Source organism: Methylobacterium sp. WSM2598 (assembly GCF_000379105.1).
Taxonomy (GTDB): domain Bacteria; phylum Pseudomonadota; class Alphaproteobacteria; order Rhizobiales; family Beijerinckiaceae; genus Methylobacterium.
Genome location: NZ_KB900609.1, coordinates 4,408,188 through 4,435,148, shown reverse-complemented (window position 1 = coordinate 4,435,148; position 26,961 = coordinate 4,408,188). Strand labels below are relative to the sequence as shown.

Annotated in this window: 24 protein-coding genes and 2 pseudogenes; 13 read left to right on the top strand and 13 right to left on the bottom strand. The window is 65.3% G+C overall.

What is annotated here, in order from left to right; translation table 11 throughout:
• The first annotated feature begins 65 nt into the window (after window positions 1–65).
• The 3 genes from MET2598_RS0121040 to MET2598_RS0121030 all read left to right on the top strand — a co-directional run bounded on the left by MET2598_RS0121040 (window position 66) and on the right by MET2598_RS0121030 (window position 2,038).
• Window positions 66–788, top strand: coding sequence for an SDR family oxidoreductase (locus MET2598_RS0121040; protein ID WP_018262240.1), 723 nt, complete (start codon window positions 66–68; stop codon window positions 786–788).
• A gap of 54 nt (window positions 789–842) precedes the next feature.
• Window positions 843–1,577 carry an SDR family oxidoreductase gene (locus MET2598_RS0121035; RefSeq protein ID WP_018262239.1) on the top strand — a complete coding sequence of 245 codons (735 nt, stop codon included), beginning with the start codon at window positions 843–845 and terminating at the stop codon, window positions 1,575–1,577.
• A 65-nt stretch (window positions 1,578–1,642) separates the two neighbouring features.
• Entirely contained in the window at window positions 1,643–2,038 is a 396-nt protein-coding gene (locus MET2598_RS0121030) for a nuclear transport factor 2 family protein (RefSeq protein ID WP_018262238.1), read from the top strand.
• 226 nt (window positions 2,039–2,264) lie between these two features.
• On the opposite strand, the gene MET2598_RS0121025 is transcribed toward MET2598_RS0121030, so the two are convergent.
• Complete coding sequence (locus tag MET2598_RS0121025; RefSeq protein ID WP_018262237.1) at window positions 2,265–3,155, bottom strand: AraC family transcriptional regulator; 891 nt, start codon at window positions 3,153–3,155, stop codon at window positions 2,265–2,267.
• Window positions 3,156–3,318: 163 nt separating this feature from the next.
• Between MET2598_RS0121025 and MET2598_RS0121020 the strand changes: the two genes are divergently transcribed.
• The gene (locus MET2598_RS0121020; protein WP_018262236.1) at window positions 3,319–3,897 is read left to right on the top strand and encodes a DUF308 domain-containing protein; all 579 of its coding nucleotides are present in this window, start codon (window positions 3,319–3,321) and stop codon (window positions 3,895–3,897) included.
• Between the two features lie 51 nt (window positions 3,898–3,948).
• On the opposite strand, the gene MET2598_RS0121015 is transcribed toward MET2598_RS0121020, so the two are convergent.
• Window positions 3,949–4,809, bottom strand: a complete 861-nt coding sequence (locus MET2598_RS0121015) for a LysR family transcriptional regulator (RefSeq protein ID WP_018262235.1) — start codon at window positions 4,807–4,809, stop codon at window positions 3,949–3,951.
• Between the two features lie 167 nt (window positions 4,810–4,976).
• Between MET2598_RS0121015 and MET2598_RS0121010 the strand changes: the two genes are divergently transcribed.
• The 5 genes and pseudogenes from MET2598_RS0121010 to MET2598_RS39590 all read left to right on the top strand — a co-directional run bounded on the left by MET2598_RS0121010 (window position 4,977) and on the right by MET2598_RS39590 (window position 9,314).
• A complete protein-coding gene (locus tag MET2598_RS0121010) occupies window positions 4,977–5,846 on the top strand; it encodes an NAD(P)-dependent oxidoreductase (RefSeq protein WP_018262234.1) in 870 nt (289 codons plus the stop codon).
• 26 nt (window positions 5,847–5,872) lie between these two features.
• Window positions 5,873–6,696 (top strand): annotated as a pseudogene (locus MET2598_RS37045) (SDR family NAD(P)-dependent oxidoreductase).
• A gap of 51 nt (window positions 6,697–6,747) precedes the next feature.
• Window positions 6,748–7,596 carry an alpha/beta fold hydrolase gene (locus MET2598_RS0121000; protein ID WP_018262233.1) on the top strand — a complete coding sequence of 283 codons (849 nt, stop codon included), beginning with the start codon at window positions 6,748–6,750 and terminating at the stop codon, window positions 7,594–7,596.
• A 106-nt stretch (window positions 7,597–7,702) separates the two neighbouring features.
• Window positions 7,703–8,233, top strand: coding sequence for a VOC family protein (locus tag MET2598_RS0120995; protein WP_018262232.1), 531 nt, complete (start codon window positions 7,703–7,705; stop codon window positions 8,231–8,233).
• A 406-nt stretch (window positions 8,234–8,639) separates the two neighbouring features.
• Window positions 8,640–9,314: pseudogene (locus tag MET2598_RS39590) on the top strand (L,D-transpeptidase).
• Window positions 9,315–9,364: 50 nt separating this feature from the next.
• On the opposite strand, the gene MET2598_RS0120990 reads toward MET2598_RS39590, so the two are convergent.
• The 6 genes from MET2598_RS0120990 to MET2598_RS0120965 all read right to left on the bottom strand — a co-directional run bounded on the left by MET2598_RS0120990 (window position 9,365) and on the right by MET2598_RS0120965 (window position 16,212).
• On the bottom strand, window positions 9,365–9,835 hold the full coding sequence (locus MET2598_RS0120990) for a (2Fe-2S)-binding protein (RefSeq protein WP_018262231.1): 471 nt from the start codon (window positions 9,833–9,835) through the stop codon (window positions 9,365–9,367).
• Window positions 9,835–10,677 (bottom strand): FAD binding domain-containing protein, encoded by an 843-nt coding sequence (locus tag MET2598_RS0120985; RefSeq protein ID WP_018262230.1) that lies wholly within the window; start codon window positions 10,675–10,677, stop codon window positions 9,835–9,837. Before MET2598_RS0120985 ends, MET2598_RS0120990 begins: the two co-directional genes overlap by 1 nt.
• A gap of 1 nt (window position 10,678) precedes the next feature.
• Entirely contained in the window at window positions 10,679–13,075 is a 2,397-nt protein-coding gene (locus tag MET2598_RS0120980) for a xanthine dehydrogenase family protein molybdopterin-binding subunit (protein WP_018262229.1), read from the bottom strand.
• A 76-nt stretch (window positions 13,076–13,151) separates the two neighbouring features.
• Window positions 13,152–13,934: an enoyl-CoA hydratase/isomerase family protein gene (locus MET2598_RS0120975; protein WP_018262228.1), complete on the bottom strand. Its 783-nt coding sequence runs from the start codon at window positions 13,932–13,934 to the stop codon at window positions 13,152–13,154.
• Window positions 13,935–13,959: 25 nt separating this feature from the next.
• Window positions 13,960–14,733 carry a cyclase family protein gene (locus MET2598_RS0120970; RefSeq protein ID WP_018262227.1) on the bottom strand — a complete coding sequence of 258 codons (774 nt, stop codon included), beginning with the start codon at window positions 14,731–14,733 and terminating at the stop codon, window positions 13,960–13,962.
• A 129-nt stretch (window positions 14,734–14,862) separates the two neighbouring features.
• Window positions 14,863–16,212, bottom strand: coding sequence for an MFS transporter (locus MET2598_RS0120965; RefSeq protein WP_018262226.1), 1,350 nt, complete (start codon window positions 16,210–16,212; stop codon window positions 14,863–14,865).
• 175 nt (window positions 16,213–16,387) lie between these two features.
• On the opposite strand from MET2598_RS0120965, the gene MET2598_RS37040 reads away from it, so the two are divergent.
• Window positions 16,388–17,053, top strand: a complete 666-nt coding sequence (locus MET2598_RS37040) for a TetR/AcrR family transcriptional regulator (RefSeq protein ID WP_063824141.1) — start codon at window positions 16,388–16,390, stop codon at window positions 17,051–17,053.
• 343 nt (window positions 17,054–17,396) lie between these two features.
• On the opposite strand, the gene MET2598_RS0120955 is transcribed toward MET2598_RS37040, so the two are convergent.
• Complete coding sequence (locus MET2598_RS0120955; protein WP_018262224.1) at window positions 17,397–18,419, bottom strand: LysR substrate-binding domain-containing protein; 1,023 nt, start codon at window positions 18,417–18,419, stop codon at window positions 17,397–17,399.
• A gap of 231 nt (window positions 18,420–18,650) precedes the next feature.
• Between MET2598_RS0120955 and MET2598_RS0120950 the strand changes: the two genes are divergently transcribed.
• The 3 genes from MET2598_RS0120950 to MET2598_RS0120940 are packed head-to-tail and all read left to right on the top strand — an operon-like array spanning window position 18,651 to window position 21,050.
• Window positions 18,651–19,766: an ABC transporter substrate-binding protein gene (locus MET2598_RS0120950; RefSeq protein ID WP_018262223.1), complete on the top strand. Its 1,116-nt coding sequence runs from the start codon at window positions 18,651–18,653 to the stop codon at window positions 19,764–19,766.
• A gap of 2 nt (window positions 19,767–19,768) precedes the next feature.
• A complete protein-coding gene (locus MET2598_RS0120945; protein WP_018262222.1) occupies window positions 19,769–20,491 on the top strand; it encodes a nitroreductase in 723 nt (240 codons plus the stop codon).
• Window position 20,492: 1 nt separating this feature from the next.
• On the top strand, window positions 20,493–21,050 hold the full coding sequence (locus tag MET2598_RS0120940) for a DUF4863 family protein (RefSeq protein WP_018262221.1): 558 nt from the start codon (window positions 20,493–20,495) through the stop codon (window positions 21,048–21,050).
• A 705-nt stretch (window positions 21,051–21,755) separates the two neighbouring features.
• On the opposite strand, the gene MET2598_RS39585 is transcribed toward MET2598_RS0120940, so the two are convergent.
• The 4 genes from MET2598_RS39585 to MET2598_RS0120925 form a co-directional block, all read right to left on the bottom strand.
• Entirely contained in the window at window positions 21,756–22,430 is a 675-nt protein-coding gene (locus MET2598_RS39585; RefSeq protein WP_084673893.1) for a type 1 glutamine amidotransferase domain-containing protein, read from the bottom strand.
• Window positions 22,431–22,850: 420 nt separating this feature from the next.
• Window positions 22,851–24,065 (bottom strand): ABC transporter substrate-binding protein, encoded by a 1,215-nt coding sequence (locus tag MET2598_RS0120935; protein WP_018262220.1) that lies wholly within the window; start codon window positions 24,063–24,065, stop codon window positions 22,851–22,853.
• Between the two features lie 26 nt (window positions 24,066–24,091).
• Window positions 24,092–25,525 carry a glutamine synthetase family protein gene (locus MET2598_RS0120930; protein WP_018262219.1) on the bottom strand — a complete coding sequence of 478 codons (1,434 nt, stop codon included), beginning with the start codon at window positions 25,523–25,525 and terminating at the stop codon, window positions 24,092–24,094.
• 41 nt (window positions 25,526–25,566) lie between these two features.
• Window positions 25,567–26,925 carry an aromatic ring-hydroxylating dioxygenase subunit alpha gene (locus MET2598_RS0120925; RefSeq protein WP_018262218.1) on the bottom strand — a complete coding sequence of 453 codons (1,359 nt, stop codon included), beginning with the start codon at window positions 26,923–26,925 and terminating at the stop codon, window positions 25,567–25,569.
• Window positions 26,926–26,961 lie beyond the last annotated feature (36 nt).

Genomic DNA, 26,961 nt, shown 5'->3' with positions numbered 1-26,961 from the left:
AGCGGCGACGGACCATTCTCCTTCCCACAGGCGCCGGAACGGCGCCACCGAGAAGGACCATCGTCATGAGCAGCAACCTCCAGGACCGCACCGTCGTCATCTTCGGCGGCACCTCGGGCATCGGCCTCGCAGCAGCCCGACAGGCCAAGGTTGCGGGGGCTCAGGTCATCGTGGTCGGCTTCAACGCCGAGGGCGCCGAGCGCGTCGCGGCGGAGAACGGCTTCGCCGGCTGGCGGGCCGCCGACGTGACCAGATCCGAGACCATCGCGGCGGCACTCGTCGACATCCCCCAGGTCGACCACCTCGTGCTGCTGGCGGGCAGTTTCGTGGCCGGCAAGGTCATGGAGGCCGAGGTCGATTATTTGAAGCGTGCCTTCGACGAGCGGATCTGGGCGGCGGTGCACACTCTGCGCGCCCTGGGCGACCGGATGGCCCGGGACGGCTCCGTCACCTTCATCTCCGGCGCGCTGGCCGACCGCCCGAGCGCTCAGGGCACCGCGGTGCTGGCCGCCGCCTCAGCCGCGATGGAGGCTCTCGCCCGCGGCCTCGCGCTGGAGTTGGCGCCGGTGCGGGTCAACACCCTGTCGCCGGGGACGATCGACACGCCGCTGCTCGCCCGTACGCTCGGCGCTCACCGCGACGCTTACGTCGCCGCGCTGACAGAGAAGCTGCCGCAGCGTCGCCTCGGCACGGCCAAGGAGGCGGGCGCGGCAATCGTCTTCCTGATGAGCAACGGCTTCATGAACGGCGAGACCCTGCACGTCGACGGCGGCGCTCGCCTCGTCTGACCGCGCCGGTCTACCCCGTCTCGCTCGTTCGGCGAGCTTTCAAGGAGATCTCCCATGACACAGTCCCTCGCCGGCAAGGCCGCCCTCGTCACGGGCGGGTCCCGAGGCATCGGCGCGGCCATCGTGCGACGCCTAAGCCAGGACGGCGCCGCCGTCGCTTTCACCTACGCGAACTCGCCAGATCGCGCGGAAGCGCTCGCGGCGGAGCTCACCGCGTCCGGCGCCTCCGTGGCCGCCCTCAGCGCCGACAGCGCCGACCCGGACGCGGTCCGCGAGGCGGTGCAGGCCACCGTCGAGCGCTTCGGCCGCCTCGACATCCTCGTCAACAACGCCGGCATCCTCGTTCCCAGCACGGTCGAGGACGTCTCGCTCGCCGATTTCGACCGGCAGGTCGCGGTCAACGTCCGAGCGCCGTTTGTCGCCGCGCAGGAAGCCGCTCGCCATATGCGAGAGGGAGGGCGGATCATCTCGGTCGGCAGCGTTGGGGCGGACCGCAGCGGGTTTCCGGGCACCACGGTCTACAGCATGACCAAGGCGGCCGTGGCCTCGCTGACCCGTGGCCTCGCGCGCGACCTCGGGCCCCGGGGCATTACGGTCAACACGATCCAGCCGGGGCCGGTGGTGAGCGAGATGTCGGCCGGCATGGAGGCGATGCTCACGCCGCTGATCGCGCTCGGGCGCATGGGGCAGGACACCGAGATCGCGGCCCTGGCGGCCTTCTTGAGTGGGCCGGAGGCCGGCTTCATCACGGGCGCAGCCCTGACCGCGGACGGCGGCTACCTTGCCTGAACGGGCCAAAGCCCCGGCCGACACCATCCAGCCGATGCGGCCTCACCATGCGAAGGAGGACACCGATGCCTAACACTGAAACCCCGATTGGGGCGGAGCCGGACTACGACCGGCTTCTGCGCGCCAACCTGGAGCGCGTGTTCAACGAGCGGGACGCCGGCAAACGCGCCACGGCCTTGGCGGACCTCTTCGTGGACGAGCCGGTCATGTACGAGCCGAGCGATGTCGTGCGCGGACGCGAAGCCATCTCGACGGTCGCCGGCAACCTACTGGACCGGTTCGGTCCGATGTTTCGATTCACGCCCGTCGGCGGTGCTGTCGGCCATCACGGGCTGGGCTCCCTACGGTGGCAGGCGGGTCCCGAAGGTGGCCCGGTCACTGTCACAGGCTCGGACGTGGCGGAGGTCGTCGGCGGCAGGATCGCGCGCCTATGGGTGCTGATAACCCCGCCGGAAGGCTGAAACCGAGTGACGAACAGCCATTCCGGCGTTGCGGAGCGGAGGTGTGGAAGCGGCGCATAGCTGAACAAGGCGGACGCGAAGTCCTGACCCCTTGCAGACCTTCAAGCCTGCCGGCTGAGATGTCCGCTTGGTAAGAAGAAGCGGACCTTTGTGCGGCGGTTACGACATCAGCATATCGTGACCCATTACGCGCCTGCCGTTCCAAACAGACGGCTCACTTTTGCAATCACTTCTCGCTCGGCGGTGCAGGCTCGTCCCTCGGTGGATGGCCAAACATCGCCTTGTAAGCACGGCTGAACGCTGCTTCGGACTCATAGCCGACGCGTAGCGCGACCTCGCCGACACGTGCCTCGCTGGCGACCAGCATGTCCCGAGCAAGCGTGAGCCGCCACTCGTTCTGGTAGCGCAGGGGCGAGCGTCCGACGAGAGCGGTGAACCGCTCGCAGAAGCTCGACCGGGACATGCCGGCTGCGTCGGCCAGGGCCTCGACGCCCCAGCGCGGCAGCGGTCGTTCGTGCATGACCTTCAGCGCTCGGGCGATGCGGGCGTCGGACAGCCCTCCCAGCCATCCGGTGGTGTGCCCAAGCTGCACCCAGGTCCGCAGGGTGCGAATGACGATGACATCGATGATCCGTGAGATCATCAGGGCCGAGCCGGGCTCGTCGTCGGTCACCTCGACCATCAGGAAGGGTACGATGCCGTCCAGCCACCCAGCTCCTTCGGCGCGCCGGATGCGGATGCGCCCGGGCAGGGCCGAGATCATGCCGCGAAGACTATGGGGATCGAACCAGAACCGGCAAACGATCACCGATGCATGCGAGGCGGACGCCACCAGCCTGGATCCTCCGAGCCCGTGGGGCAGAAGCACGAGATCGCCCGTGTCCATTAAGTTACGCTTCCCGGCATCATCCTCGACGTCGAGCGAGCCGTCGGCGACCACCAGGACGTAGGCGGCCCCGGCTTCCAGGTCCAAGCCCTCCGACCACGCGACTTCGTGTAATCGGACATGGTCCCCGGTGAGCCGGATCTGCGCCAGCACGTGCGAGAGCAGGTCGCCGGGGACCAACCCCGGTCCGCCGTCCGGAAGAACGGTCAAGTTTTCCAGTGATCCGGTCATGGGTGCCATCGGCGTCCGATTGTAAACGTACCTTCCGAAGCGACGCGTATGTCTCTGAAAAGACGCCGCTTTCACGAAGCACGGCGTTCGAGTTGCCGAGTCCGCCGCGTGATTGCCCGTCGCCCCGATCCTCCGCCGCGCCGCGCACCCGAAGGGAACGTCGATGACGACCATCCAACAACCTGGCCGTGACACTTCGCGCTGGCTGAGCTCCTACTACTTCCTCAGTGCCGGGGTGTCAGTCGGCTGGGTCGCGGCGGCCTTTACCAGCGGAAAGGCCATGTCGCCGGCCGCGGCGGCGCTTCTCGTCGCCTATCCCGCCTGGGACGCCGTCGCTAACGTCATTGACGCGCGGCGCAGCGGCGGCTTGGCCGCCAATCCCAGCCAGGCCCTCAACGTGGCTGCCAGCTCCGTCGTCGCCATCGCGGTGGCGGTCGCGCTCGGATGGGGCCTGCACGCGGTGCTAACGGTGTTCGGGGTCTGGGCCATCCTCTCCGGCCTGCTGCAGCTTGCGACCGGCCTGCGGCGCTGGCAGGCGCGCGCCCAATGGGCGATGGTGCTGAGCGGAGCTCAGTCGGCCCTCGCGGGCGCCCATTTCATCCTCAGGGCGAACGGGGCCGCGACACCCGGGATCACCGACATCGCACCCTACGCGGCGTTCGGCGCCTTCTACTTCCTGGTCTCGGCCGTGTGGTTGACCGTTGTGCAGGCGCGAAAGGCAGCGACGGAACGGACCGCATGATCCTGCGCGGCGCCGGCGGAACGCTCGAACCCGCGTCGTCCCATATCGGCATTACGCGGTCGCGTTCTCGAGATGGTCCGATACGGTCGAGATGAACGCGCGAAGACGCTGAAGCCGCCGTAGGTCCCGGTGATATCCCATCCAGATGTCTCGCGCCGGCGGCGGCGTCGGCAGTTCCAGGCTGCGGATGCCGGGGATCTGATTGCCGACCACGCGGGGCAGGACGGCGATGCCGACGCCTTGCCTGCACATGCGCCCCTGGACATTGCGGTTGTTCGATCGCAGGACCGGTCTCGCGTTGGGGAAACTCTCGATGAGCCAAGTGATGTCAGGGAAATGGCCCGTCGATGTGTCATGGGTGATCAACCGGAAACCGGTCCCATCGCCATATTTGGGATCAGTCGCCTCTTCTGCGATGTAAACGCCGTATTCGAGCCTGAAGAGCCGCCGTTGAACGACATCGGCAGTGTTGAACGGAACGATGCGAAAAGCGACATCCGCCTCCCGTTGGGCAAGGTTGAACAGGCGCGTGCCGGTTAGGATTTCGAGGTCGACATTGGGGTAGGATTTCGAGAAATCTGCGAGAATAGGAGGAAGGACATAGGCTCCAAACCAGTCCGCTGACGAAATACGCAGGCTGCCTTTGAGATTCTGCTCCTGCCCCGCGAGCCGGCGCTCCATGGCCAGCGCGCCTTCTTCCATTTGCTCGGCCAGCGCGATGATGCCGTGGCCCTCGTCGGTCAGAACAAGACCATCCGCTGTGCGCTGGAAGAGCGTGTGGCCGATCGCCTGCTCGAGTGCGCGCAGGCGCCTGCCGACGGTCGGATGGCTCGTCTTAAGAGCGCGCGCGGCGCCGCCGAGCGTGCCGGATCGCGCGATAGCGAGGAAGATTCTGATGTCGCTCCATTCCATCGCGCCACCCGCACAAAACTGAACGCCGAGAGTACAGCGATGTCAGTTTCGGTACAAATATAAATACCTAGATTGCTGCCAACGTCTGGAGAAGCGTCCTTCCGTCGGCTCCCGCAACGCATGAGGGCGGCCGCTTGGGTCTCCATCTGAACAACAGGAGATAGGCCGTGCAGATCGGCTTTATCGGGCTTGGCAGCATGGGCTCAGCAATGGCCCTTCACCTAGTGAAGGCCGGCCATGACGTGCGGGCCTGGAACCGGAGCAAGGCTGCCCAGGACAGCGTTCCCCGGGTAACTCTCGTCGAACGCGCGGCGGATGCATTCGAGGCTGACGCGGTCTTCACGATGCTGTCCGACGATCAGGCCATTCGGGAGGTGATCCTTGATGCCGGCTTGCTCGCGAGCGCGCAACCAGGGCTGACCCATGTCGTCACATCGACGATCTCAGTCGCATTCGCGCGGGAACTGGAACTCCTGCACGAAGAGGCGGGCCTTGGCTATGTGTCCGCACCGGTCCTCGGTCGACCGAACGTAGCGGCGAGTGGCCAGCTCAACATCCTGGCGGCCGGGAAGGCTGATGCAGTCGCCGCGGTCGCGCCGCTGTTCGCCCCTCTCAGCAAAAAGGTCTGGAAGTTAGGGGAGAACCCCACTCGGGCGAACGCGGCAAAGCTCGCCTGCAACATGATGATCGCCATGGCTATTGAGGCGATGGCTGAGGGTGCCGTGCTGACCGAAAGCGTCGGCCTCGACCGTGCGGACTTCTTTGAACTCATCCTGGGCACTCTGTTCTCGGGCCGCGCCTATGAGAGCTACAGCGCGCAGATCACGGACCGATCATTCGAGCCGGGTTTTAAAGCCAAGCTCGCCCTCAAGGACATGCGCCTGGCTACTGAGGCCAGCAACGAGATCGGACGCACGCTCCCAATGCTTGAAGCTGTCCGCGAGAGACTCAGCAACGCTGTCTCGGCGGGCTTCGGGGAGAAGGACTGGTCGATCATGGCCGATATGACGGTTCGCGGCGGCGACGGCTTGGCGTAATCTGACAACAATTCGGAGAAGAAATAATGAAAACCTGGTTTATTACTGGCTGCTCGCGCGGCTTCGGGCAGCGCCTTGCCCTGGCCGCGGCACAGCGCGGCGATCATGTCATCGCGACCGCTCGCAATGTTAAATCAACCGAAAAGATGGCGACCCCCTTCGCCAGCCGCATGATCACGTTGCCGCTCGACGTGACGGATGCGGCGGCCGCCAAATCAGCGGTCAGCAAGGCAGTCGAGACATTCGGCGGGTTTGATGTGCTCGTGAACAATGCCGGCTACGGACTGTACGGCGCGATAGAGGAAGGCACGCCCGAGGAATATCGGCCGATGTTCGAGGTGAGCGCCTTCGGCCTCATCGAGACGATCAGAGCCGCTCTGCCCGTCCTGCGGCGCAAGGGCGGAACGATCGTCAACATGTCCTCCGGTGCCGGCATCGCGGGCAGTGGCGGAGGGGGCTACTACAATGCCGCCAAGTTCGCGGTGGAAGGCGTTTCCGAGGCGCTCGCGGGGGAGTTGGAACCCTTCGATATCCGCGTGCTGATCGTCGAGCCTGAGCCGTTTCGCACCGCCTTCCTCGGCCGCTCGATCACCATGGTTGCAAAGGAGATGCCGGAATATGCGGCGAGTTCGCGAAAGCACTATCGCGAGACGAACGATGGCAACCAGGCCGGCGATCCCGATAAGGCCATTGCCGTGATCTGCAGGCAGTCGACGCCGATGACGCTCCGCTTCATTTGCCACTTGGCCCGATCGCGCACTCGATCGCCGAGCGGAAGCTGGCGGCGTTTCGCAGCGACATCGATGCCTGGCGCGATATCTCGATCGCCACGGATTTCGATCAGCCCTGAGCGACGGCCGCCAGCGGTGTTCTCACGCCAACATCTGACTGGAGTTCGATCATGATCGCAGCTTTGAAGGGATTTACCCAGCGACTCGTGCCAGTGAACGGCATCAAGCTCAACGCCGTCACCGGGGGCGCTGGCCCGTCGATTCTTCTGCTTCACGGCTGGCCTGAAACCTGGTGGGAATGGCACCATGTGATGCCGCTGCTGGCCGAGCATTTCAGCGTGGTGGCCATCGATCTGCGCGGCGCGGGCTTCTCCGATTGTCCGCTCGACGGCTATGACAAGGCAACGATGGCGCGCGATGCGCATGAGGTCATGGTCGCCCTCGGGCATGAGCGCTACGCGGTGTGTGGGCACGACATCGGCGGCATGGTGGCGCTGCCGCAGGCAGCGATCTATCGGGAGGCTGTCACGCATCTCGCCGTCCTCGACGTTCCGCTTCCCGGCTGGACCGGGTGGGAGGCGACGACCGCGAGACTCTGGCACTTTGGTTTTCATATGAACCGGGATCTGCCCGAGCGTCTGATCCACGGCCGCGAATATGACTATGTTTCGACCTTCATGGCTGAGCGGTTCTACGATCACACCACCTTCAATCCCGCGGACATAGAGATCTACGCGAAGGCGATGGCGCTTCCTGGCCGCACGCGCGGCGGCATGGAATGGTATCGCACCCTCGCCGCCGATCATGCGGCTGCCCTAGAGTACAAGAAGCAACCGCTCGAGATACCTGTGCTTGGCTTAGGGGGAGACCAGCGATTCGGAGCGCAGATGGTGCCGATGCTGCAAGAGTTCGCCAGCAATGCGACGGGCGGGTCGATTGCACGGTGCAGCCACTATGTCGCCGATGAGCGGCCGCACGAAGTCGCGGCCGCCCTGATCGATTTCCTCAAGGCCAACTGAAAACCGGTGCCCGCGAGACATTGCGGGCGAAGCCGGTCGCGACCCTGCTGGCAAAGCCCGTTCGAGGGGTCGCGATTGATCGACCCAGTCAAGAAAGGAGACTGTCATGTCCGCACCCGTTATTCGCGGCGTCAATCATATCGGCATTACGGTGCCCGACATCGAAGCGGCAAAATTGTTCCTCGTGGAAGCCTTCGGCGGCCAGGTGATCTACCAGTCCTTCGGACCGCAGGATCCGCCGCGGCATGGACCCGAATTCGAGCGGGCGGTCGGCGCATTCCCCGGAACGGTCGTTCGTGCTCAGGCGATAGTCAAGATTGGAACCGGACCCGACATCGAGCTGTTCGAGATGCACGGGCCTGAACAGTCCCAGCCGATCCGGGCCAGCGACTTCGGCATCACGCATTTCGGGCTTTACACCGATGACATCGATGCGTCGGTCGCGCGCTTCGAGAGGGCTGGCGGCACGCCCCTAACCGCGCCGCGCGCCATCCCTTACGAGACTGAAAAAGGTCCGGGAAACAGGGTCTGCTACTGCCGGATGCCCTGGGGCACGACAATGGAGTTCATCACCACACCCGACCGCATGGCCTATCATGACCAGACTCATCTGCGGAGGTGGCAGGACGAGGACTGAGCAGGGTGCGAAAAGGGATCCGCATCAGTTAAGTCGCGGCGATGCTGACGTTGTCGGACGGTCCGCCGAGCGCGCACCCGGGACGGCTGTTGTGCTGTATCAACCACCCCGACCGTCGTCCAGCTGGCAAGTAAGTATCGAATAGGAATAACACTTAAACGCAGAAAACGCGCTCTTTGATGGCAAGACCAAGGCATGGCAGCACTGCAATCTTAGCAAGGCAGCTAGCTAGAAAACAGTCTATCTGCCCCAATTATTCAGCGCGTAACACTCATGATGCCCCGATGCGGCCTGAGTTTGATCCTCAGCAGGATGTTCTATGTCCATACCCTATTTCATCAGACCCGAGACTCGGGAGCGAAGCGGATTGTCACGCTGCATCCGGGTCATCGCCACAGCCACTCTCATGCCGTTGCTGGCAGCAGCCTGCGTGGCCACCGGACCAAAGGTCCAGGTGGCCGCGCCAGCCCCTGCTCCTCATCCTAGCTACGTCGCTATGTACGGTGCACGGCCAAGCGAACGGTTTTCGCTTCCTGCGACCGACATCGCCGGCGTTGATCCCCGGTACTTCCGTTAGGAAGTCGCCTATGGGCGCAACGAACCACCGGGAACGCTGGTGGTCGATCCGGGCAACAAGTTTCTCTATCTCGTGCGGGAGAACGGCAGAGCGCTGCGCTACGGTGTGGGTGTTGGCAAGGCGGGTCTGGCATGGAGCGGCAAGGCTCATGTCGGCCGCAAGGCGGAGTGGCCGCGCTGGACCCCTACGGCTGACATGATCCGGCGTGAGCCGGAGCGGAATGGTCCATGGCGCAACGGGATGGAGCCTGGCCTAACCAATCCGCTTGGACCGCGCGCGCTCTACCTTTTCGAGGGCGACCGCGATACGCTCTATCGTATTCATGGTACGACCGAGCCGAGTACAATCGGCACGAATGTATCTTCTGGCTGCATTCGGATGTTTAATCAGGATATCATAGACCTGTACGGGCGTGTTCCGACAGATACGAGGGTTGTTGTCCTGCCTGCCAACGAGCACGTCGAACCTGAGATTTTGCCCTCTGTGGCTAGCGCAGAAATCTAATACCAGTAGCCTTGAGTGCGATGTCGAAGTTGCGCAAGGCTGCCTCGGCATCAGGCTCCTGCGAGTGTTTCCGCCGCACGCCGGACGGCTGCCACGATGCTGTCGTAGCCCGTGCACCGACACAAGTTGCCGCTGATCGCGCGGCGGATTTCGGCCTCGCTCGGTCGAGGGTTGTCGCGCAGCAATTCGGCGGCCGTCAGAACCATCCCGGTCGTGCAGAACCCGCATTGGAAGCCGTTCTCGGCCACGAAGGCGTGCTGGATCTCCGCGAGATCTTCCGCGCCTTCGATCGTCGTGATCGTGCGGTCCTCCGCCGACAGGGCGAGGACGAGACAGGACTTCACGATGGCTCCGTCGGCCCGGACTGTGCAGGCGCCGCAGTCGCCGGTGAGACAGCCGATCCGCGTGCCCTTCAGTCCCGCAACGTCCCGGACGACCTCGACGAGCAGGAGGCGTGGATCAACCTCCTGGTCGAACTCGGTACCATTGATCGTGCAGCGCAGGCGGGCCGGGCGGCTCATCAGGGCATCTCCAGGACAGAACGCAGGGCACGAGCCGCCATCGTGACCGCGACGGATCGTCGGTAGCCGGGGCCGGCAAGTTCGTCCGTCCACTCGGTCCCGATCAGCTCGCATGCCTCGGCCGCTAGGCGTCCAACGTCGTCCGTCCCAAAGTTGCAGAGCGGCCACTCGGCGAGGACGGGGACGGGTGCGGCACCGCCGAGGCAGAGGCGCAGCCGCGGCCCGTCCGGTGCATCGGCGACGAGGCACGAGGCGGTGACGATCGGCCAGGAACTCGCTGCGTGTTTGAGCTTGAGGTAGCAGCATCGGTCTGGATGCCCCGACGCGGGGAGTGCGATCGCCGTCAGGATCTCGTTAGGTCGGCGGGCCGTCACGAAGGGGCCGCGGAAGAAGTCGGCTGCGGGCACGAGCCGGGACCCGTTCGCACATACGAGGTGAAACTGCGCCTCGAGCGCCGTCAGGCAGCCAGGGGCGTCGGAGGCGGGATTGGCGTAACAGGCCGCCCCACCGAGCGTGGCGAGGTTCCACAGACCCGGCCCGCCCGTCACCTGCGCCACCATGGCGGCGAGGAGCGGCACGCGGGTCCGGATCGCCTCGCTCGCGCCGAGCGCGGCGTAGGTCGCACCAGCGCCGATCGTGACGGACAGGTCCGTGGCCTCAACACGGCTCAGGCCGAGCCGGCCGGGGTCCAGCACGAGGCGCGGATCCTCAAGGCCGGCCGAGAGCGCCGGGACGAGGACTGACCCACCGCCGAGCACGTGCCCGCCGCCTTCGGCGGCGAGAAGCGCCGTCGCCTCGTCGAGCGTCGCCGGGCGTACGAACCGGTAGCGACTGCGGATCATCTCACACTCTCCCCGCCAGGAGCGCCATCAGGCGCGGCGGCGTCGCCGGGATCGTCGCGAGACGCCCCGACGCAGGGCCGAGGGCATCACAGACCGCATTGGTCATCGCCGCGAGTGCCCCACCGAGGCCGGACTCGCCGCCGCCCTTCATGCCGAGTGGATGAAAGGGGCTCGGCGTGGACATGTGGCCGACCCGGATGGGCGGGAGATCGGTCGATCGGGGCAGGAGGTAGCTCTTGAAGCGGTCGCTCGTCAGGCGCCCGTCATCGGCGTAGGTCACCTCCTCCCAAAGCGCGGCCCCGATCCCCATCGCGATCGCACCTCTGAGCTGCCCCGTGACGAGCGCCGGATTGACCATCACGCCGCAGTCATGGACCGCCGCCACGTCGAGCACGGCGACCCGGCCCGTCCCGCAATCAAGCTCGATCGCGGCCGCGTGCACCGAGTACGGAAAGGACGAGTAGGTCGCGATGCGGCCATTCTCGTCCGGCTTGACGCGCACGTTGCGGGCTCGGTAACTGCGCGTCGCCTCAAGTGGCAACTCGATCCCGTCACCCACGGTGAACGGATGGGTGTGGGCGCCGAGCGCGAGTTCAGCGAGGCTGACGCTCCCGCCACTCGGAGCATGCGCACGACCATTCGAGAAGCGGATGTCCTCTGCGCGCGCCTGAAGGACGTTGCCGGCACAAACCGCGAGCTTCGCGCGCAGGTCGCTCGCGGCAAGGTGCGCTGCCGCCCCGCCGTACAGGAGGGCGCGGCTGCTCGCATTCCCGGTCCCGACCGGAACCGTGTCGGTGTCGCCCTGAATGACGCGGATTGCCTCGGGCCGCAGCCCGAGGACGCCGGCGACGATCTGCGCGATGCCGGTCTCATTGCCGCTGCCGGGCGAGGTCACGCCGATCGCGACCTGCACGTCGCCCGTCGGCGACATGCGGATGCTGGCCGTCTCGAACCCGCTCGGGAAGGCACCAGGCCGCGCGCCGCCCTCCGGGGTCAACTCGAAGCCGATACCGATGCCGATGCGGCACTCGTGCGACTGCGTCTGTGCTTGGCGCGCGCGCCAGCGATCGTAGCCGAACAGGTCCTTCAGGCGGGAGAGCGCCTCTGGGTAGTCGCCGCTGTCGACGTTCAGGCCCGACGGCAGCCGTCGCGGCAGCGCCCGCGACGGGATGAGGTTGCGGGCACGCACCGCTGCGGGATCAAGACCAAGTTCGCCCGCCAGAAGGTCGACCGCGCGCTCCATGACGAGGTTGGCGATCTCCTTGCCGTAGCCGCGAATGGGCTGCCAGGGCGCCTTGTTCGTTGCCACCAGGGTTCCGTCGACCTCGACGTTGGGCACCTCGTAGACGGTGGGGAACACCGTCGCGGTGATGAGCGGCATGGTCCAGCCGTTACCCGGACCGATCGTGCCGACGTCGGCCACGAAAGAGTTGCAGAAGGCGGTAATCCGGCCGTCGGCATCGCCGGCGATCGCGAAGCGGTGCGTCTGCTCGCGGCAGTGCCCGCGCATCGTGTCGCGCCGGTTCTCCAGGTAGGCGACCGGCCGGCCGAAAAGCCGACTGAGGAGCCCGACCAAGACCTCCTCGGTGTGACCTGCCATCTTGAAGCCAAAGGCCCCGCCGGCCGGGGGAGCCACGACCCTGACATCGGTCTCACGCAGTTCGAGCGAGGCCGCGACTTGCCAGCGGGTGGTGTGAGGGTTCTGCAGCGTACCCGTGAGCGTCAAGCGGCCCAGTCGTTCGTCCCAGGCGCCGACGTAACACAAGGGCTCCGTCGGCGCGGCCGTCGAGGGGCGCACCGCGATCTCGCCGCGCACTACACAAGCGGCGCCACGGAAGGCCGCCTCCGGATCGCCGGCCTTGACGCGGTCCGAGGCGACGACGTTCGAGTCCCAGCCGGGATGGACGATCGGCGCGCCCTCGCCGAGGGCCTCCTCCGTGGTACGGACGGCGTGCAGCACCTCATAGTGCACCGTAAGTCGGTCGGCAGCCGCCTCGGCTTCGTGTTGGCTCTCGGCGACGACGGCAGCCACCGGCTGGCCCGCGAAGCGCGCGGTACCATCCGCGAGGCAGCGGCCGAGGATCGCGCGGTCGGCATGCGGCGCCCGGAACGGCAGGGCCATCGGCATCGGTGCGCAGAGGCGCCCCGCCTCGGCTCCATCGACGACCGCGACGACACCCGGCATTCCGCGCACTGCGTCGGCGTCGATCGAGACGATGCGGGCGCAGGGGTGCGGCGAACGGGCGAGTGCCACGTAGAGGGCGTCGGCCGGGATCAGGTCGGCGGTGTAACGCACCCGTCCCGCCGCGTAGTCGAGCCCGTCGAGGCGCGCGACCGAGCGTCCGATCCATGTTTCGGTCGCATCGTCCGCCCGCTCAGCGAATGTCTCTGCGCTCATCTCAGGTCCGTTCCCGTCCGATGCACCGACGCCGATCGGCTTCCTGCGCCAGCGATGGCTCCCACCCGGTTATCGCTCAGCTCTTCATCCTGGCCATGCCCTCGAGAGCAAGGCCATAGGCGAGGAGACCTTGCATGCGCGACCGCAGCTCCTCGGTGAGTGCGATCCGCGTGTAGCGCCGCACGAGCTTCGGCTGCTGCAGCAGCAGGCGGGCGAGTTCCCGCGCCCGGCCGAGCAGCCTATCCGATGGCAGCACCTCGGCCACGAGCCCCATGGCTCGCGCCTCTTCGGCCGACACCTTCTGGCCGGTGAGCAGGAAATAGCGCCCGCGGTTGAGGCCCATCAGGAGCGGCATGACGATGTGCATGCCGTCGCCCGGGACCATGCCGCCAGGAAAATGCGCCGTATCCTGGAAGTAGGTCGTCTCGGAGGCCAGTACTATGTCGGCGACGAGCGGGATCTCGGCGTGCCGCACCGCAGGGCCGTTGATCGCCGAGATTACGGGCGCCTCGATCGACAGCAGGTGCGGCAGGATCTGCTTGCTCTCCCAGAAGATCGGATCGTAGGTCTCCGGCGTCATGATCTTGCGGTTGGGATGCTGGCCGGGCGCGATGGCCGGACCGCAGAACTCGTCGCCGGTCCCGGTCATGATCACGACCTCGTTGCCGCGGTCGCGCCCGACTTCGAGGAAGGCGGCCTCGAACTCGTTGTGGGCGAGCAGGCTCCAGCGGAGCGGGCCGCCGTCGGAGTGGAAATGCATCTCCAGGATGCCGTCCTGCCGCTCCATCCGTATCGTCTGGAAGCGATCCTTGTAGGTGTCGAAGGTGGTCTCGACACGATCCAGCGTCGTCATGCTCATGGGTTGGCCCGACCTCTAAGCTCGATTATTCTTCGAAGATGGCTACGGCGCGTGTCCATCCTGCCGACGCGGCGTGGATCTTCACGGGAAAGCAGGCGATGCGGAAGCCGTGAGACGGCAGCTGATCGAGGTGGCGCAGCTTCTCGATCTGGCAGTACTCGACCTCGAGCCCCGCCTTGTGCCCCTCCCAGATGATGGAGGCGTCCCGGTCGCGCGCGTAGCGCTCGGCGACGTACTTGAACGGCGCGTCCCAGCTCCAGGCATCGGTGCCGACGACCCGCACCCCCATCGCGGTGAGGTGCAGAGTTGCGTCGCGGCCCATGCCGCACCCGCTCTGCGGGAAGGCAGGGGTGCCGAAGCGCGCGCCCGCCGAGGTGTTCACGACGACGATGTCGTAGGGCTGCACGGCGTAGCCGATCCGGCTCAGCTCTCGGTCGATGTCGTCGGGGGTGACGATGTAGCCGTCGGGAAAGGACCGAAGGTCGAGCTTCACGCCGGGGCGGAAGAACCAGTCAAGCGGCATCTGATCGATGGTCCGGCTCGGCGTTCCGTCCGCCATGCGCGATCCGTAGTGCCAGGGCGCATCGACGTGCGTGCCGTTGTGGGTGGAAAGCCGAACACTCTCGAGTGCGAAGGCCTCGCCTCCGATGAGATCCTCGGACCTCAGCCCATCGTAGCGCTTCTGCAACATCGGGACCGTATCGGCATGGCCGATGTAGTCGACCTGGAACTCGTAGCCCGGTGGATCGGACGGCACCCCGTTCTCGATCGACATGGAGATGTCGACGAAGCGTTGCATTATTGCCTCCTTGTTCTCTATTGCGCAGCCTGCGGCCGGAACCAATCGGCCGATCCAACTCGTTGATGATGAGCCCGCCGGGCTGCCCGTGCAGGGCGACTCCCGCGTCCTAGACTTGAGTAACCGGAATCAGAGTCGGGTTTCCCGGAGCAGGCCGGGCCGTACGGTGACGAGGATGACGGCGCCGCCGAGCGCGAGGATGCCGGCCATCAGCCAGTTTCCGAGAATGAGGCTGCCCGTCGTGGTCTTGATCCAGCCGAGCACGAAGGGGCTCACGAAGCCTCCGGTCAGGCCGAGGCTGTTGATGAAGGCGATGCCGCCCGCTGTCGCCGAGCCCTTCAGGTAACTGGTCGGGATGGCCCAGAACTGCGGCATCGTGGTGATGATGCCCAAGGCGCCGATCGACAGCAGGACGAAGGACATGACCATGTTGCCCTGCACGTAGACGAGCCCGATCAGCGACAAGGATCCCACGAAGGCAGGCACAGCACAGTGCCAGCGACGCTCGAGCCGGCGATCCGAGTGGATACCGATGAGGATCATGCCGACGACGCTCACGCTGTAGGGAATGGCCGTAAGCAGGCCGACATGCAGCGGGTGGGAAACGCCCATCTCCTTGACCAGGGTCGGCAGCCAGAAGCTGATCATGTAGACGCCGCAGATGAAGCAGAAATAGCTCAGCGAGAGCGCGTAGATCTTGGGGTCGCGCATCGCCGCAAGGTAGTCTCCGAGCCCGTGTCGCCCTGCGTCCGGGGAGTCGGCATGCTCGATCGCCAGATTGCGCCGGACCAGAGCCTTCTCCTCCTGGCTCAACCAGCGAGCTTGATCAGGCTTGTCGTCGAGGTAGGTGAACACGAACAGGCCCATGAGGCAGGTCGGCAATCCCTCGAGAATGAACATCCACTGCCAGCCCTTGAGACCCCAGGTGCCGGCCATGTCGTTCATGACCCAGCCCGAGAGAGGACCGCCGAGGAGACCGGCAACCGCGAAGGCGCTTGAGAAGATCGCGATGACCCGCGCTCGGTATGCGCCCGGGTACCAGTAGGTCAGATACAGGATGATGCCCGGGAAAAATCCTGCTTCGAACACGCCCAGTAGAAAGCGGAGCAGGTAGAACAACCAAGGCTGGTGGACGCTGGCCATGGCGGCAGAGATGAGACCCCACACCACCATGATGCGTGTGATCGTCTTGCGGGCGCCGATGCGCTCCAGGAGCAGATTGCTCGGCACCTCGAAGATGAAGTAGCCGACGAAGAAAATTCCTGCCCCGAGGCCGTAGATGGCGTCGCTGAAACCGAGATCGGACTTCATCTGCAGCTGGGCGAAGCCGACGTTGATGCGGTCGAGGTAGGCCAGCACGTAGCAGAGGAAGAGCACCGGGATCAGCCGCCAGGTGATCTTTGCGTAGACCTCACGCGGGTGATCCGCGGCGGCGACCGGCGCATCCGTGCGGCCAGCCTCGATGTTCGTGGCGCTCATGGTCCTCCCCACCTGCTGTTTCGCGAACCTTGATATTGATTGATCGATCAGTCAATAGGAAAGTTAGCGTGGCAGTGCGCTTTGTCGTGTTGGGCTGGATCGCGGAAGGCGGCTTGCGCTGTCACCCTGCGCATCCCATGAACAGGCGGTTCTCGGCGCGCAAACGGAGGGTGCCTTGCAGAAGGCGACAGGAAGACCGGTCGGTCGTCCCGCGAGCGCGGAGCCGAACGGGTTGGCTCGCACAGCGATCCTTGATGCCGCCGAGCAGGTGTTCGGCACACAAGGCTTCGATGGGGGCAGCATGCGGGAGATCGCGCAGCTCGCGGGCATCGCGCAGTCACTGCTGCATTATCACTACGATAATAAGCTTTCGCTCTATGAGGCTGTTTTCGAGCGTCGTGCGAAAGTCATCTTGCAGGTTCGAAAGGACAAACTTGATGGCCTGTTCGACAGTCGATCGGATGTCTCGCTCGAGCAGGTGCTCGACATTCTCTTTATGCCGTTGGAGAGACTGATCGACGAGGATCGTGATAAGCTTCGCTATTACGTACAGATGCTGGCAGGCGTGACGATCTCTGGCCATGAACGCTCGATCGAGATCGTGAGGCGGTTCTACGATCCATCGGCAGAAGAGTTTATTGCGGCGTTCGAGAAAGTGCTTCCGCGTCTTACGCGGGAACGTGCGGTGTGGGCTTACCTGTTCGCGATCGGGGCTCGCATGCAGGCACATGCCCCCAACAATCGTGCTCTTCGTCTCGGGGCCAATCCAGATACGCGCCGCCCCTACAAACTGCTCGTTGATTTTGTTGCCGCAGGGATTCGCGCCATCTGCACAGAATAGCCATCACGATGGCGCAAGAGGCGTCGAAAGCGCGCATTTTATCAGATGCCCGATATGCGAACTCTTGCCATGTCCGCTGTCAGGTGACGAGCGGCCATTCTGGCGCACCGGTTGAAGGTCCGGAAGTGGCGCATAGCCGAACAGCATGAATGCGAACTCCTGACCCCTTCCGGACCTTCCACCTGGCCGCTTTGAAGGTCCGCTATGAAGGTGTGAGCAGACTTGATAGTCGCACGGCTTACGACCAGTTCCGGCCGGTCAGAACGGTCACGGTTCGGAGGTCCCCCTCAAGACGAACAGCGCTTCTGCAGCCTGCGGAACCGGGACGGCCTCTTGTCGGCCTTCAGGATTGAGGTGTGGACTGCCCAACCGCATCCGCAACGCCCCGACTGGCACGAAACAGGACTTCCCGCAGCCACCCATGGGCGGGATCCTGCCCCCAACGCTCGTGCCAGACCATCTGCACGGCCATCGGGCGCGGCTCCCAAGGCGGGATGGACACGCGCGCCACGCCGGCCGCCTCGAAGGCGTGCGCCAGCGACGCGGGTACGATCGCCACACGTCGCGATCCCGCGAGCAGGCTCGGCACCGCCAGGAAGTGTGGCTGGAGCACGCCGAGGCGGGGCACCAGGCCGGCCGTCCTGAAGGCACGGTTGAGGGCGTCGCGATCGAACATCTCGGTCTGCCGTGTCAGGCCGCGCTCGGACAGGCGTCCGTCCGGCAAACCGTCCTCGGTCCCGCCCACAGTGACAACCATCAGCGGGTTGCGCGCCAGCGTGCGGATGTCGACTGCGCCTCCCGCCTCCGGATGATCAGGCGCGGTGACGAGGACGTCGCGATCCTCGAACAGGGTTCGCGCGTGCAGGCGGTGCGGGATCTGCGAGAAGATGCCCACCGCGATGTCGATCTGGCCGAGATCGACCTGCATGGTCAGGTCGATCCGCGTCGCGGGTCGGATCAGAACCGACGCGAGGGGCGCCTCCGTCTCGAAGGTCCGCACGAGGGCAGGAGCGACGACCGCAGTGATGTGGTCCGTGGCGGCAAGCCGGAACTGCCGCGTCGAACTGGCCGAATCGAAGCGCTGCGGCCCAATCGCGCCTTCGATCGCGGTCAGGGCATCGCGCACCTGCACGGCCATGGCTAGCGCCCGTGGGGTCGGCTCCATGCCCTGCACGGTCCGCACGAACAGGTCGTCCCCGATCAGCGTCCGCAGGCGACGCAGGCCGTGGCTGACCGCCGACTGACTCAGCCCGAGGGACTGGCCGGCTCGCGCGACGTGACGCTCCCTCATCACCGCATCGAAGAGCCGGATCAGGTTCAGATCGAGCCGGTTCAGGATGCCTGCGCGCGTGCCTCCCCTCGTCATGGCCACCCTTCTCCGCGCGATGAATGCCGCTCATAATGAGATTGGCGAACTTGCACTTCCGCAAGTGGGACCCGGCCAGGCATCGTTCCTCGTCCTCAAAGGGAACGCGCCATGCCGCTCTCGCCTACTCTCGCCCGACGCCTCTTCAGGCGAGGGTCATTGGCTCTGGTTGGCCTCTGGCTTGCCGTCTCGCCGGCTGCTGCGCAGGGCGGACCGCCCGTGAGGATCGGCGTGCTCACGGATCTCTCCTCGCTCTACGCCGACAACGGCGGCCATGGTTCGGTCGCCGCCGCGCGCATGGCGGTCGAGGATTTCGGAGGCCGCATCCTCGGACGCCCGATCGAGGTGATCGCCGCCGACCACCAGAACAAGACGGATGTCGGCGCTGCCTTGACGCGCCGCTGGCTTGACGTGGAGGACGTCAAGGCGATCGTCGACGTGCCGAACTCCGCCATCGCGCTGGCGGTGCAGGACATCACCCGCGAGCGCGGCCGGATCTTCCTCGCCTCGGGGGCGGCGACCTCCCAGCTGACTGGGGACGCCTGCTCGCCGACCGGTTTCCACTGGACCTACGACACCTACGCTCTCGCGCAAGGCACGGCGCGCGCCGTAACCCGGCGCGGCGGCAAGTCCTGGTACTTCGTCACGGCGGATTACGCCCTGGGCACTCAGCTCGAAGAGGACGGCCGGCGCGTGATCCAGGCGGCGGGCGGCCGCGTGATCGGCTCGGTGCGCCATCCCCTCGGCAGCCCGGACTTCTCCTCGTACCTTCTCCAGGCGCAAGGCTCAGGGGCGCAGGTCGTCGGGCTGGCGGACGCGGGCGGCGATCTCATCCTCGCGCTGAAGCAGGCCGCCGAGTTCGGGATCGTGCAGTTGGGCCAGACGCTGGCGGGCCTGCTCGTCTTCATTGCCGACATCCACGGCCTCGGCCTGCCGGCGACCCAGGGCCTGATCCTAAGCACCGCCTTCTACTGGGACCTGAACGACGAGACCCGGGCTTGGTCGCAGCGCTTCGTCGCGCGCACCAAAAAGGTGCCGACGATGATCCATGCGGGCACCTACGGCGCGGTCACGCACTACCTCAAGGCGATGGCCGCCGCGAACACGGACGACGGCCCGACCGTCGCCGCGCAGATGCGCAAGATGCCGGTCAACGACTTCATGACGCGCAACGGCCGCATCCGCGAGGACGGACGGCTCGTCCGCGACATCTACCTGATGCAGGTGAAGTCCCCCGCCGAGAGCAAGGGTCGCTTCGACTACTACAAGCTTCTGGAGACGATCCCGGGCGAGGAGGCGTTCCGGCCGCTCTCGACCGGCAATTGTCCGCTGGTCAAGCGGGGGTGAGCATGTCGAACCTCGATCTCGTTCAGGCCCTCGACGGCGTGATGAAGGGACGCTTCGCCACCCGCTTCTACGCCGACCGGCCCGTCCCCTACGCCACGGTCCGCGACATCCTTGAGGCCGCGCGCTACGCGCCGAGCGGCGCCAACATCCAGCCCTGGCGGGTGCAAGTGTTGGCCGGCGCGGCGAAGACCGAGATCTGTCGCGACATTTTGGTAACGCACGCGACCGAAGCCGCGCATCACGTCTCCGAGTACACCTACTACGCGCCGAACCTTCCCGACCTGTACCACAGCCGCAAGCAAGCCTTCGGCCGGGTCTTCTACGGCTCGCTCGGCATCGCCCAGGACAATGCGCCCGGGCGGGCCGCGCAGACGGCCAAGAACTACGAGTTCTTCGGTGCGCCGGTCGGCTTGATCTTCACGATCGACCGTCGGCTGGAGAAGGGCAGCTGGCTCGACCTCGGCATGTTCCTGCAGAACGTCATGCTGGCCGCCAAGGTTCGTGGGCTCGACACCTGCCCGCAAGAGACGCTGGCGAAGTACCACCGCGTGCTGCGCCGCCACCTCCCCATCGCCCCCGAGGACATCGTGGTGTGCGGCATGGCGCTCGGTGTCTGCGACGCCGCCGCGGCCGCGAGACGCCGGGTCATGGAGCGCGCGCCGATCGAGGCGTTCGCGAGCTTCCACGGTTTCGATGCGCCGCGGGCGCAGGAGGCAGGAGAGTAAGATGGACGGACGCGAGCAGCTGATCGAGCGGAGCATTCCCTTCCTCGAGGAGGTCAAGAACATGACCGCCGGACCCGAGGTCGAGCGCTGGCTCAACGAGACCTACGGGCCAGGCAGCGCCCTGTACGAGGACCTGTCGCGCCTAATCAAGCAGGGGGTGGAGGAGGGCTGGGCGGCCACCATCGAGGTGAGTGGCCGGCGTTACCGCCGCAGCCGGCTGTGCGACCCGACGGAGCGGACGCTGAACTTCAGCATCACCGCCGTCTACATGGACAGCCAGGACGGCCGGATGGCCATCGACAACCACGATGGTGAACCGGACGATCTGGAGGCCAGTTTCCGTGGCGACTACCACGCGCATCCCTACGGCGAACTGAACATGGTGGTGCCCCTCGACGAGAAGGCCGTGCTCGCCGGGCCGAGCGGTTGGTGCCATGCGGGCTGGACGGCGCCGGCGCCGGGCAGCCACCACTACCCGGAGGTCAAGGGCGGGGCGCTAATAGCGCTGTTCTTCCTCCCGGCGGGCCGCATCTCCTACGACGTGACACCGCCGGCCTGAGCCCGGCCAGGGCCAGAGAAGGAACCGTCCTCTCGACGGTTTGCTCGCATCGCCCGAAGCATCTTCGGATGAGGCGGGTCTCACGTCGATGGGCGTTACGCGGTGCCATACGAGACGCCTGAACCGACGCGAGACGCCCTCACAATGGCGCTGGTCCACAGGCGGATGGGTCACATCCGTGTCTGCCAACCCCTGCTCAGGCGCACGAAGCCGGAAAGCAAGGTGCGGGATCTCGGTATCGAAGTGGATGATGCCCTGTCCTGTCTGAGCAAAACCAGATCCGAGATGGGCGCCGCGGTTACAACCGCCGCGGCGCTTACGAAGCGTGGCGGCTATACGGCTGCGATTGTCCCTAGGTGGCCCCTCGCAACGGATGTCGGGAACGTCGGGTCGCGAGGGTTTTCCGGATATGTGACTTGGTGACACGTCTTCCAGATCCGACGCTACGTGAGCCCTTGCGCCATGCGCGTCAGCCAAAACTGCCCACCGGCCTGTGAGATTTCAGTCATTTCGCTGGCGAGCGGAAGTGAGCAGCGGACCCTGCTCAGGGTGGAGGTCGTGCGAGACGTCGCCGTCCTGGCTGTCCCTGCGTGACGGAGCAAACTTATATGGTGCGGTTCGCTCGAGGTGCGAATCATCACCACATTACGCCGCTGCCAGACCGCTTGGACGGCCACGTTGTGAGTCGAACATGCAGATGTCAGCTTAAATTGCTTCCAGCAATTTTATCATTTTTTCAGCAACGCCTTTTGCAGAAGCAGGATTTTGCCCAGTAACAAGATTACCGTCTGATATACTGTACGGCTGCCACGGACTTGTTTTATGGAAAGTCGCACCCTGATTCGTCAACGCCGTCTCAAGTTCGAATGGGACGTCAGCCTTGGCGTAATTTTCCTCCTCTTCGTTCGTAAACGAGCTGACGTTTTTACCTTTGAGAAGATAAGCCCCGTCGCTAAGTCTGACGTTCAGTAGTGATGCCGGGCCATGACAGACGGCACCGACAACCGCTTTTCTCTCGTAGGTATCCTTGATGACGTCTTTGAGCAGTGGATGATCGGGCATGTCTACCATCGGTGCAAGACCGCCTGGCATAAAGATGGCGTCGTAAGGACTGACATCGACCTCCGACAGCTTCTTGGCTTTTTGCATAGAGGCCCATCCCTTGCCAACCAAGAAGGCCAGGTTGTCCGGATCGTCAGCGAGGTGGAGTGCATCCAAAAACGGAGTATCGCCTGTGAGGCTGGCGAAATCTATCTCGTATTGTGCCCTGTCGAACTCCGCAAATGGATGCGCAACCTCAGGCAGGAAGTTCCCTGTTCTGCGGCCATGAGGCCCGATGGCATACGCGTTAGACACAATGATGAGAACCCGCTTCGTCATGATACCCTCCAGACTGCGTCGTGGATCGACGCAGAACTATACGAAGAATACATCTGGGCGACACGAGCGCCACCAGATCACGATGGGCAGCGCGATCGTAACGACACACGATTATTCACCTCGGGCGAATGCATGCAGATTGTATTGGTGCTTGATTTGTGTCGAGGCGAATTGATTTTGGCCAGTGGACCGTCGTTCGGATCGGTGGATGAGTGGGTCGGCTTGCGTCCGGGACGGCCCTGGCGACGTCCTTGTCGTGGTCCGCCCTACGGAGCGCTTGCTTTCGACATCGCATCGGGCGACGCATATCGACCGCGCAGACCGCCCGTTCGGTTTTTCATCACGCAAGCCTCGCAGTCTTGAGTGGCTGAAAGACCGTCGGACTCCGCTGGCGATGCAGGCCAGTGCCGGACCATCGATTTAGTTGCTTTTTTCTATCATTGCACAGCCACTTTCTTTCATCGGACGAAATGCTTGATCGCCAGCAATTTTGGCTACATGTTTGTAGTAGTCATACGGCCGCTGGCTCTCGGACGGCGCCTTCACTTCGTAAAGGTACATGTCATGGACTGCGCGTCCGTCCGGACGAATCGTGACGGTGCCGAAGAGGGGGTCCTCGATGGGTTCCGTCCGCATCGTCGCCACAACGCGGTCGCCCTCGACCGTGCCGGTGGCGCGCACGGCACGAAGATAGGCGAGCGTCGCCGAGTACACCCCCGCATGATCCTCCGTCGGACGCCGGCCGTTCATGACGGCGGCGAAGCGATCGCCGAACGCGCGCGTGGCCTCATCGCGATCCCAGTAGAAGGCCGAGACCAGCTGCAGCCCCTGTGCCGTGGCCAGTCCGAGAGAGTGAACATCGGACAGCTGGATGAAGAGTGCCGCAGCCTTCATTTTCGGCGTGAGTCCGAACTCACCGGCCTGCTTGATCGCATTGATCATGTCGGCACCGGTATTCGCGAGGGCGAGGACCTGCGCCCCCGAGCTCTGCGCGGTCAGGAGCGCCGAGGAGAAGTCGCTGGTGCCGAGAGGAAGCCGCGATCCGCCGGTCGATCGGCCGTTCATCTCGCCGAGCGCCCTCGTGGCGTCGCGCTCCAGGGCGTGCCCGAGCGCATAGTCGACGGTGAGGAAGTACCACTGGCGTGACCCGCGCTCGGCCAGCGCCCGTGCCGTGGCGGAGCCTTGAGCCCACGTATCCGACACCCATTGGACGGTCGTCGGCGCACAGAACTTGCCCGTCAGATCGGACGTCATCGCGCTTGACGCGAGGGCGACGCGGTTGCGCTCACGCATCAGGTTGGCGACCGCGAGGGCGACCCCGGAATTCGGCAGGTCCACGATCGCGGAGACATTCTCCTGGTCGAGCCAGCGCCGCGCGATGCCGAGGCCGATGTCGGGCTTGTTCTGGTGGTCGGCGGCGAGCAGCTCGACCTTCAGGCCGCCGCTCTCCCGGGCGAAGTCGTCGAGCGCGAGGCGCGCGGCGGCGACGGAGCCGGCGCCGACCTGGTCCGAGAATGGTCCGCTCATATCACTCAGGACCCCGATGCGGACCGGCTGATCGAGCGCGCGGCCCTCAGTGGAAAACCCCGCACAGGCCAGGGCAACGGCGAAACGGACCATACGACCAAGCTTCATCTCTGCAGCTCCGCGCCAGCCATTCGTTAGAAGATTTCAAAATACTCACGCTGCTCCCACTCGGTGATTTCCGATTGGAAGCGCTCGATCTCGGCGTTCTTGATATGCGTGTAATAGTCGACGAACGACCCGCCGAGCGCGCCGCGGAAGAATGGATCCTCGCGCAGGGCGAAGACCGCCTCCCGGAGCGACGTGGGCAGGAGGTCCGCCTCAGCCTCGTAGGGCGTGTCGGCACTCGGCCCGGGATCGAGGTCCCGGTCGACCCCGTCGAGCCCGGCGAGCACCTGGGCAGCCATGTAGAGGTAGGGGTTCGCCGCCGGCTCCCCGACCCGGTTCTCCAGCCGCGTGGCCGGATCGCCCGGTCCGCCGAGCACGCGGATCATGACCCCGCGGTTGTCGCGTCCCCAGACCGCGCGGTCGGGCGCGAGCGAGTAGGAGCGGTAGCGCTTGTAGCCATTGATGGTCGGCGTCGTGAAAACGGTCGCAGCGCGCGCATGGGCGAGCAGTCCGCCCAGGAACCCCATGCCGAAACCTGAGAGCGGGCCCGGGCCCTCGGCGGCCAAGGCGTTCGCACCCGTCCGAGCGTCGCGAAGCGATTGGTGCAAGTGCCAGCCCGACGACACCACGTTCGGGATGCGGGGCCGGCACATGAACGTGGCGTGATAGCCGTGCCGGCGGCAGATCTGCTTCACGGCGCTGCGAAAGAGCACCATCAGATCCGCCGGCACAGCGCCGACGGTGGGCTGGAAAGTGAACTCGCACTGGCTCGGCCCGTACTCGACCTCGATCGAGCGCAGCGGCAAGCCGAGGGCTAGGAGGTCCTTGCGAAGAATCTCCAAAATCGGCTCGACCTGATCGTAGCGTTGTTCCGTGAGGTACTGGTAACCGTGCGAGATCAGACTGACGCTCGGTGGCTCTCCGGGCTGCCCGGCATCGGCGGGCGCCATGCGCGGGTCGTCGAGCTTGAAGACGTGGAACTCGACTTCGAGTCCAGCGACGTATTCGAGGGACCTTTCAGACAAACGGTCCAGGGCCGAGCGGTAGATGCCTCGCGTGGCGAAAGGCACCGGCCGGCCTTCCTGGAAGTAGAGGTCGCAGAGCAGCCACCCCGTCCGCGGCGCCCAGGGCAGCGTCCTGAACGTCGTGGGGTCGGGCACCATGACCACGTCGGCGGCGCCCTCCATCTCGCGCATTCCGAAGCCGCCGCCGGCGCTGAAGACCGGAAACACGGTGCGATGCGAGGTGTCCTTAGCGAGCAACGTCGTGGTGATCGCGCATCCGCCGGTGAGCGCCTTCACGGCCTCGGAGGCGACGAGGGTCTTGCCCCGCAGGATCCCGTGCTGGTCAGGGAAGGACAGGCGGATCGTGTCGATCCTCTCCGGGTCGCATCGCTCCCGCACGTCACGCGCCGCGTCGGCCTGCGCGTCGGTCCACAATCCATGGTCCTGTACGAATGTCATCGCCGTCGTCCTCCCGGCAATCAGGCGATTGATGCTTCGGCCTACTCGGCCGCGTTCAGGCTTGCGGCGTCAGGGGAGACGTCGGCAGGGACGGCGGGCATCCACGGGGCTCCGCGGCGGCGGCGCACGTCCACCTCCATCCAGTAGGTCTCCCATCCTTTCGAGGGGCCGATCCCGTCCATCGTCGCGGGACCCTGGATGCTTTTTGCGTGCCGCCCGTCGAGCACCATCAGCGGAACGTCGCCCTTTACGGCCTTGTCGATCTGCTCTCGAAGGATGCGGCGGTAGAGAACGATGGCCTTGTCGGACTGCCCGAGATGCTCACGCGTCCGGTCCTGGATCGGCCCCATCGACTCGACGGCCCACTGGTCGTGGACGTTGATGTCGAGCCCCATCCCCGTGTAGGTCGCGTGGGCCTGCTCGTGCGGATCGAAACCGTAGTCGTTGGTTCTGTTCTTGCGCGAGCGGTATTCCGGAAGCTCGTACAGTTCCAGGCGCTGCTCCCGCATCCGCTTCTTGTCCACCGGTGACGTATAGCTGGTGAAGATTGCGTACCAGTAACAGCGCTCGTCATCGACAGGAACGTGCCACTGCGTGATGGTCATGTCCGCTGACATCGGAATGACGAAGGCGTGCGGGAACACTTGGTTCGTGACACGCACATGCGTGCGCTCATCGTCGATCTCACGCAGGGCGATCAGCCGCATGCCGTACTCCGTGCGCTCGACGTTGATGAGCGGCCGGTCGTACTCGCGCAGGATCTTCGTCATCGGCAATTCGCTGTCGGCCGACGCGGCGCGGAATTGCTTCCCGTAGGAGGCGGAGGTGTCCTCGTCCTCGAAGAACCGGTGCAGGAATGAGGCATGCGCCGGATCGATCCCGACCTCGAGCGCCTGCAGCCAGTTGCACTCGAACAGTCCCTTGAACGCGAAGGTGTAGGCGTCGGGCGCGAGGAAGCAGTCGAGTTCCGGGAAGGCCGGGGGCTCGCCCTCACCCAGGTAGGCGAACAGGATGCCGCTGCGCTCGATCACCGGGTAGGCACGCTGCCGGACGTTCTGGCAGAGCTTGCTGCCGGCCGGCTCGGCGGGCGTCTCCAGGCATCGCCCCTCCGCGTCGAACAACCAGCCGTGAAAGGCGCACCGCAATCCGCCGTGCTCAAGCCGGCCGAAGGCGAGGTCGGCACCACGATGCGGGCAGTCGCGGTCGAGGAGCCCATATCGCCCGGCCTCGTCGCGGAACAGCACGAACTTCTCGCCGAGAAGCTGCACCGGCACCACCGGGCGCTCTCCCTGGAGTTCATCCACGAGGGCAGCCGGTTGCCAGTAGCGGCGCATCAGCGTGCCCAGCGGCGTCCCGGGCCCACTGCGGGTGATACGGTCGTTCTGCTCCTGGCTCATCATGGCGTCTGCCTCCGCTGAGCGTCTGCCCGCACCTCT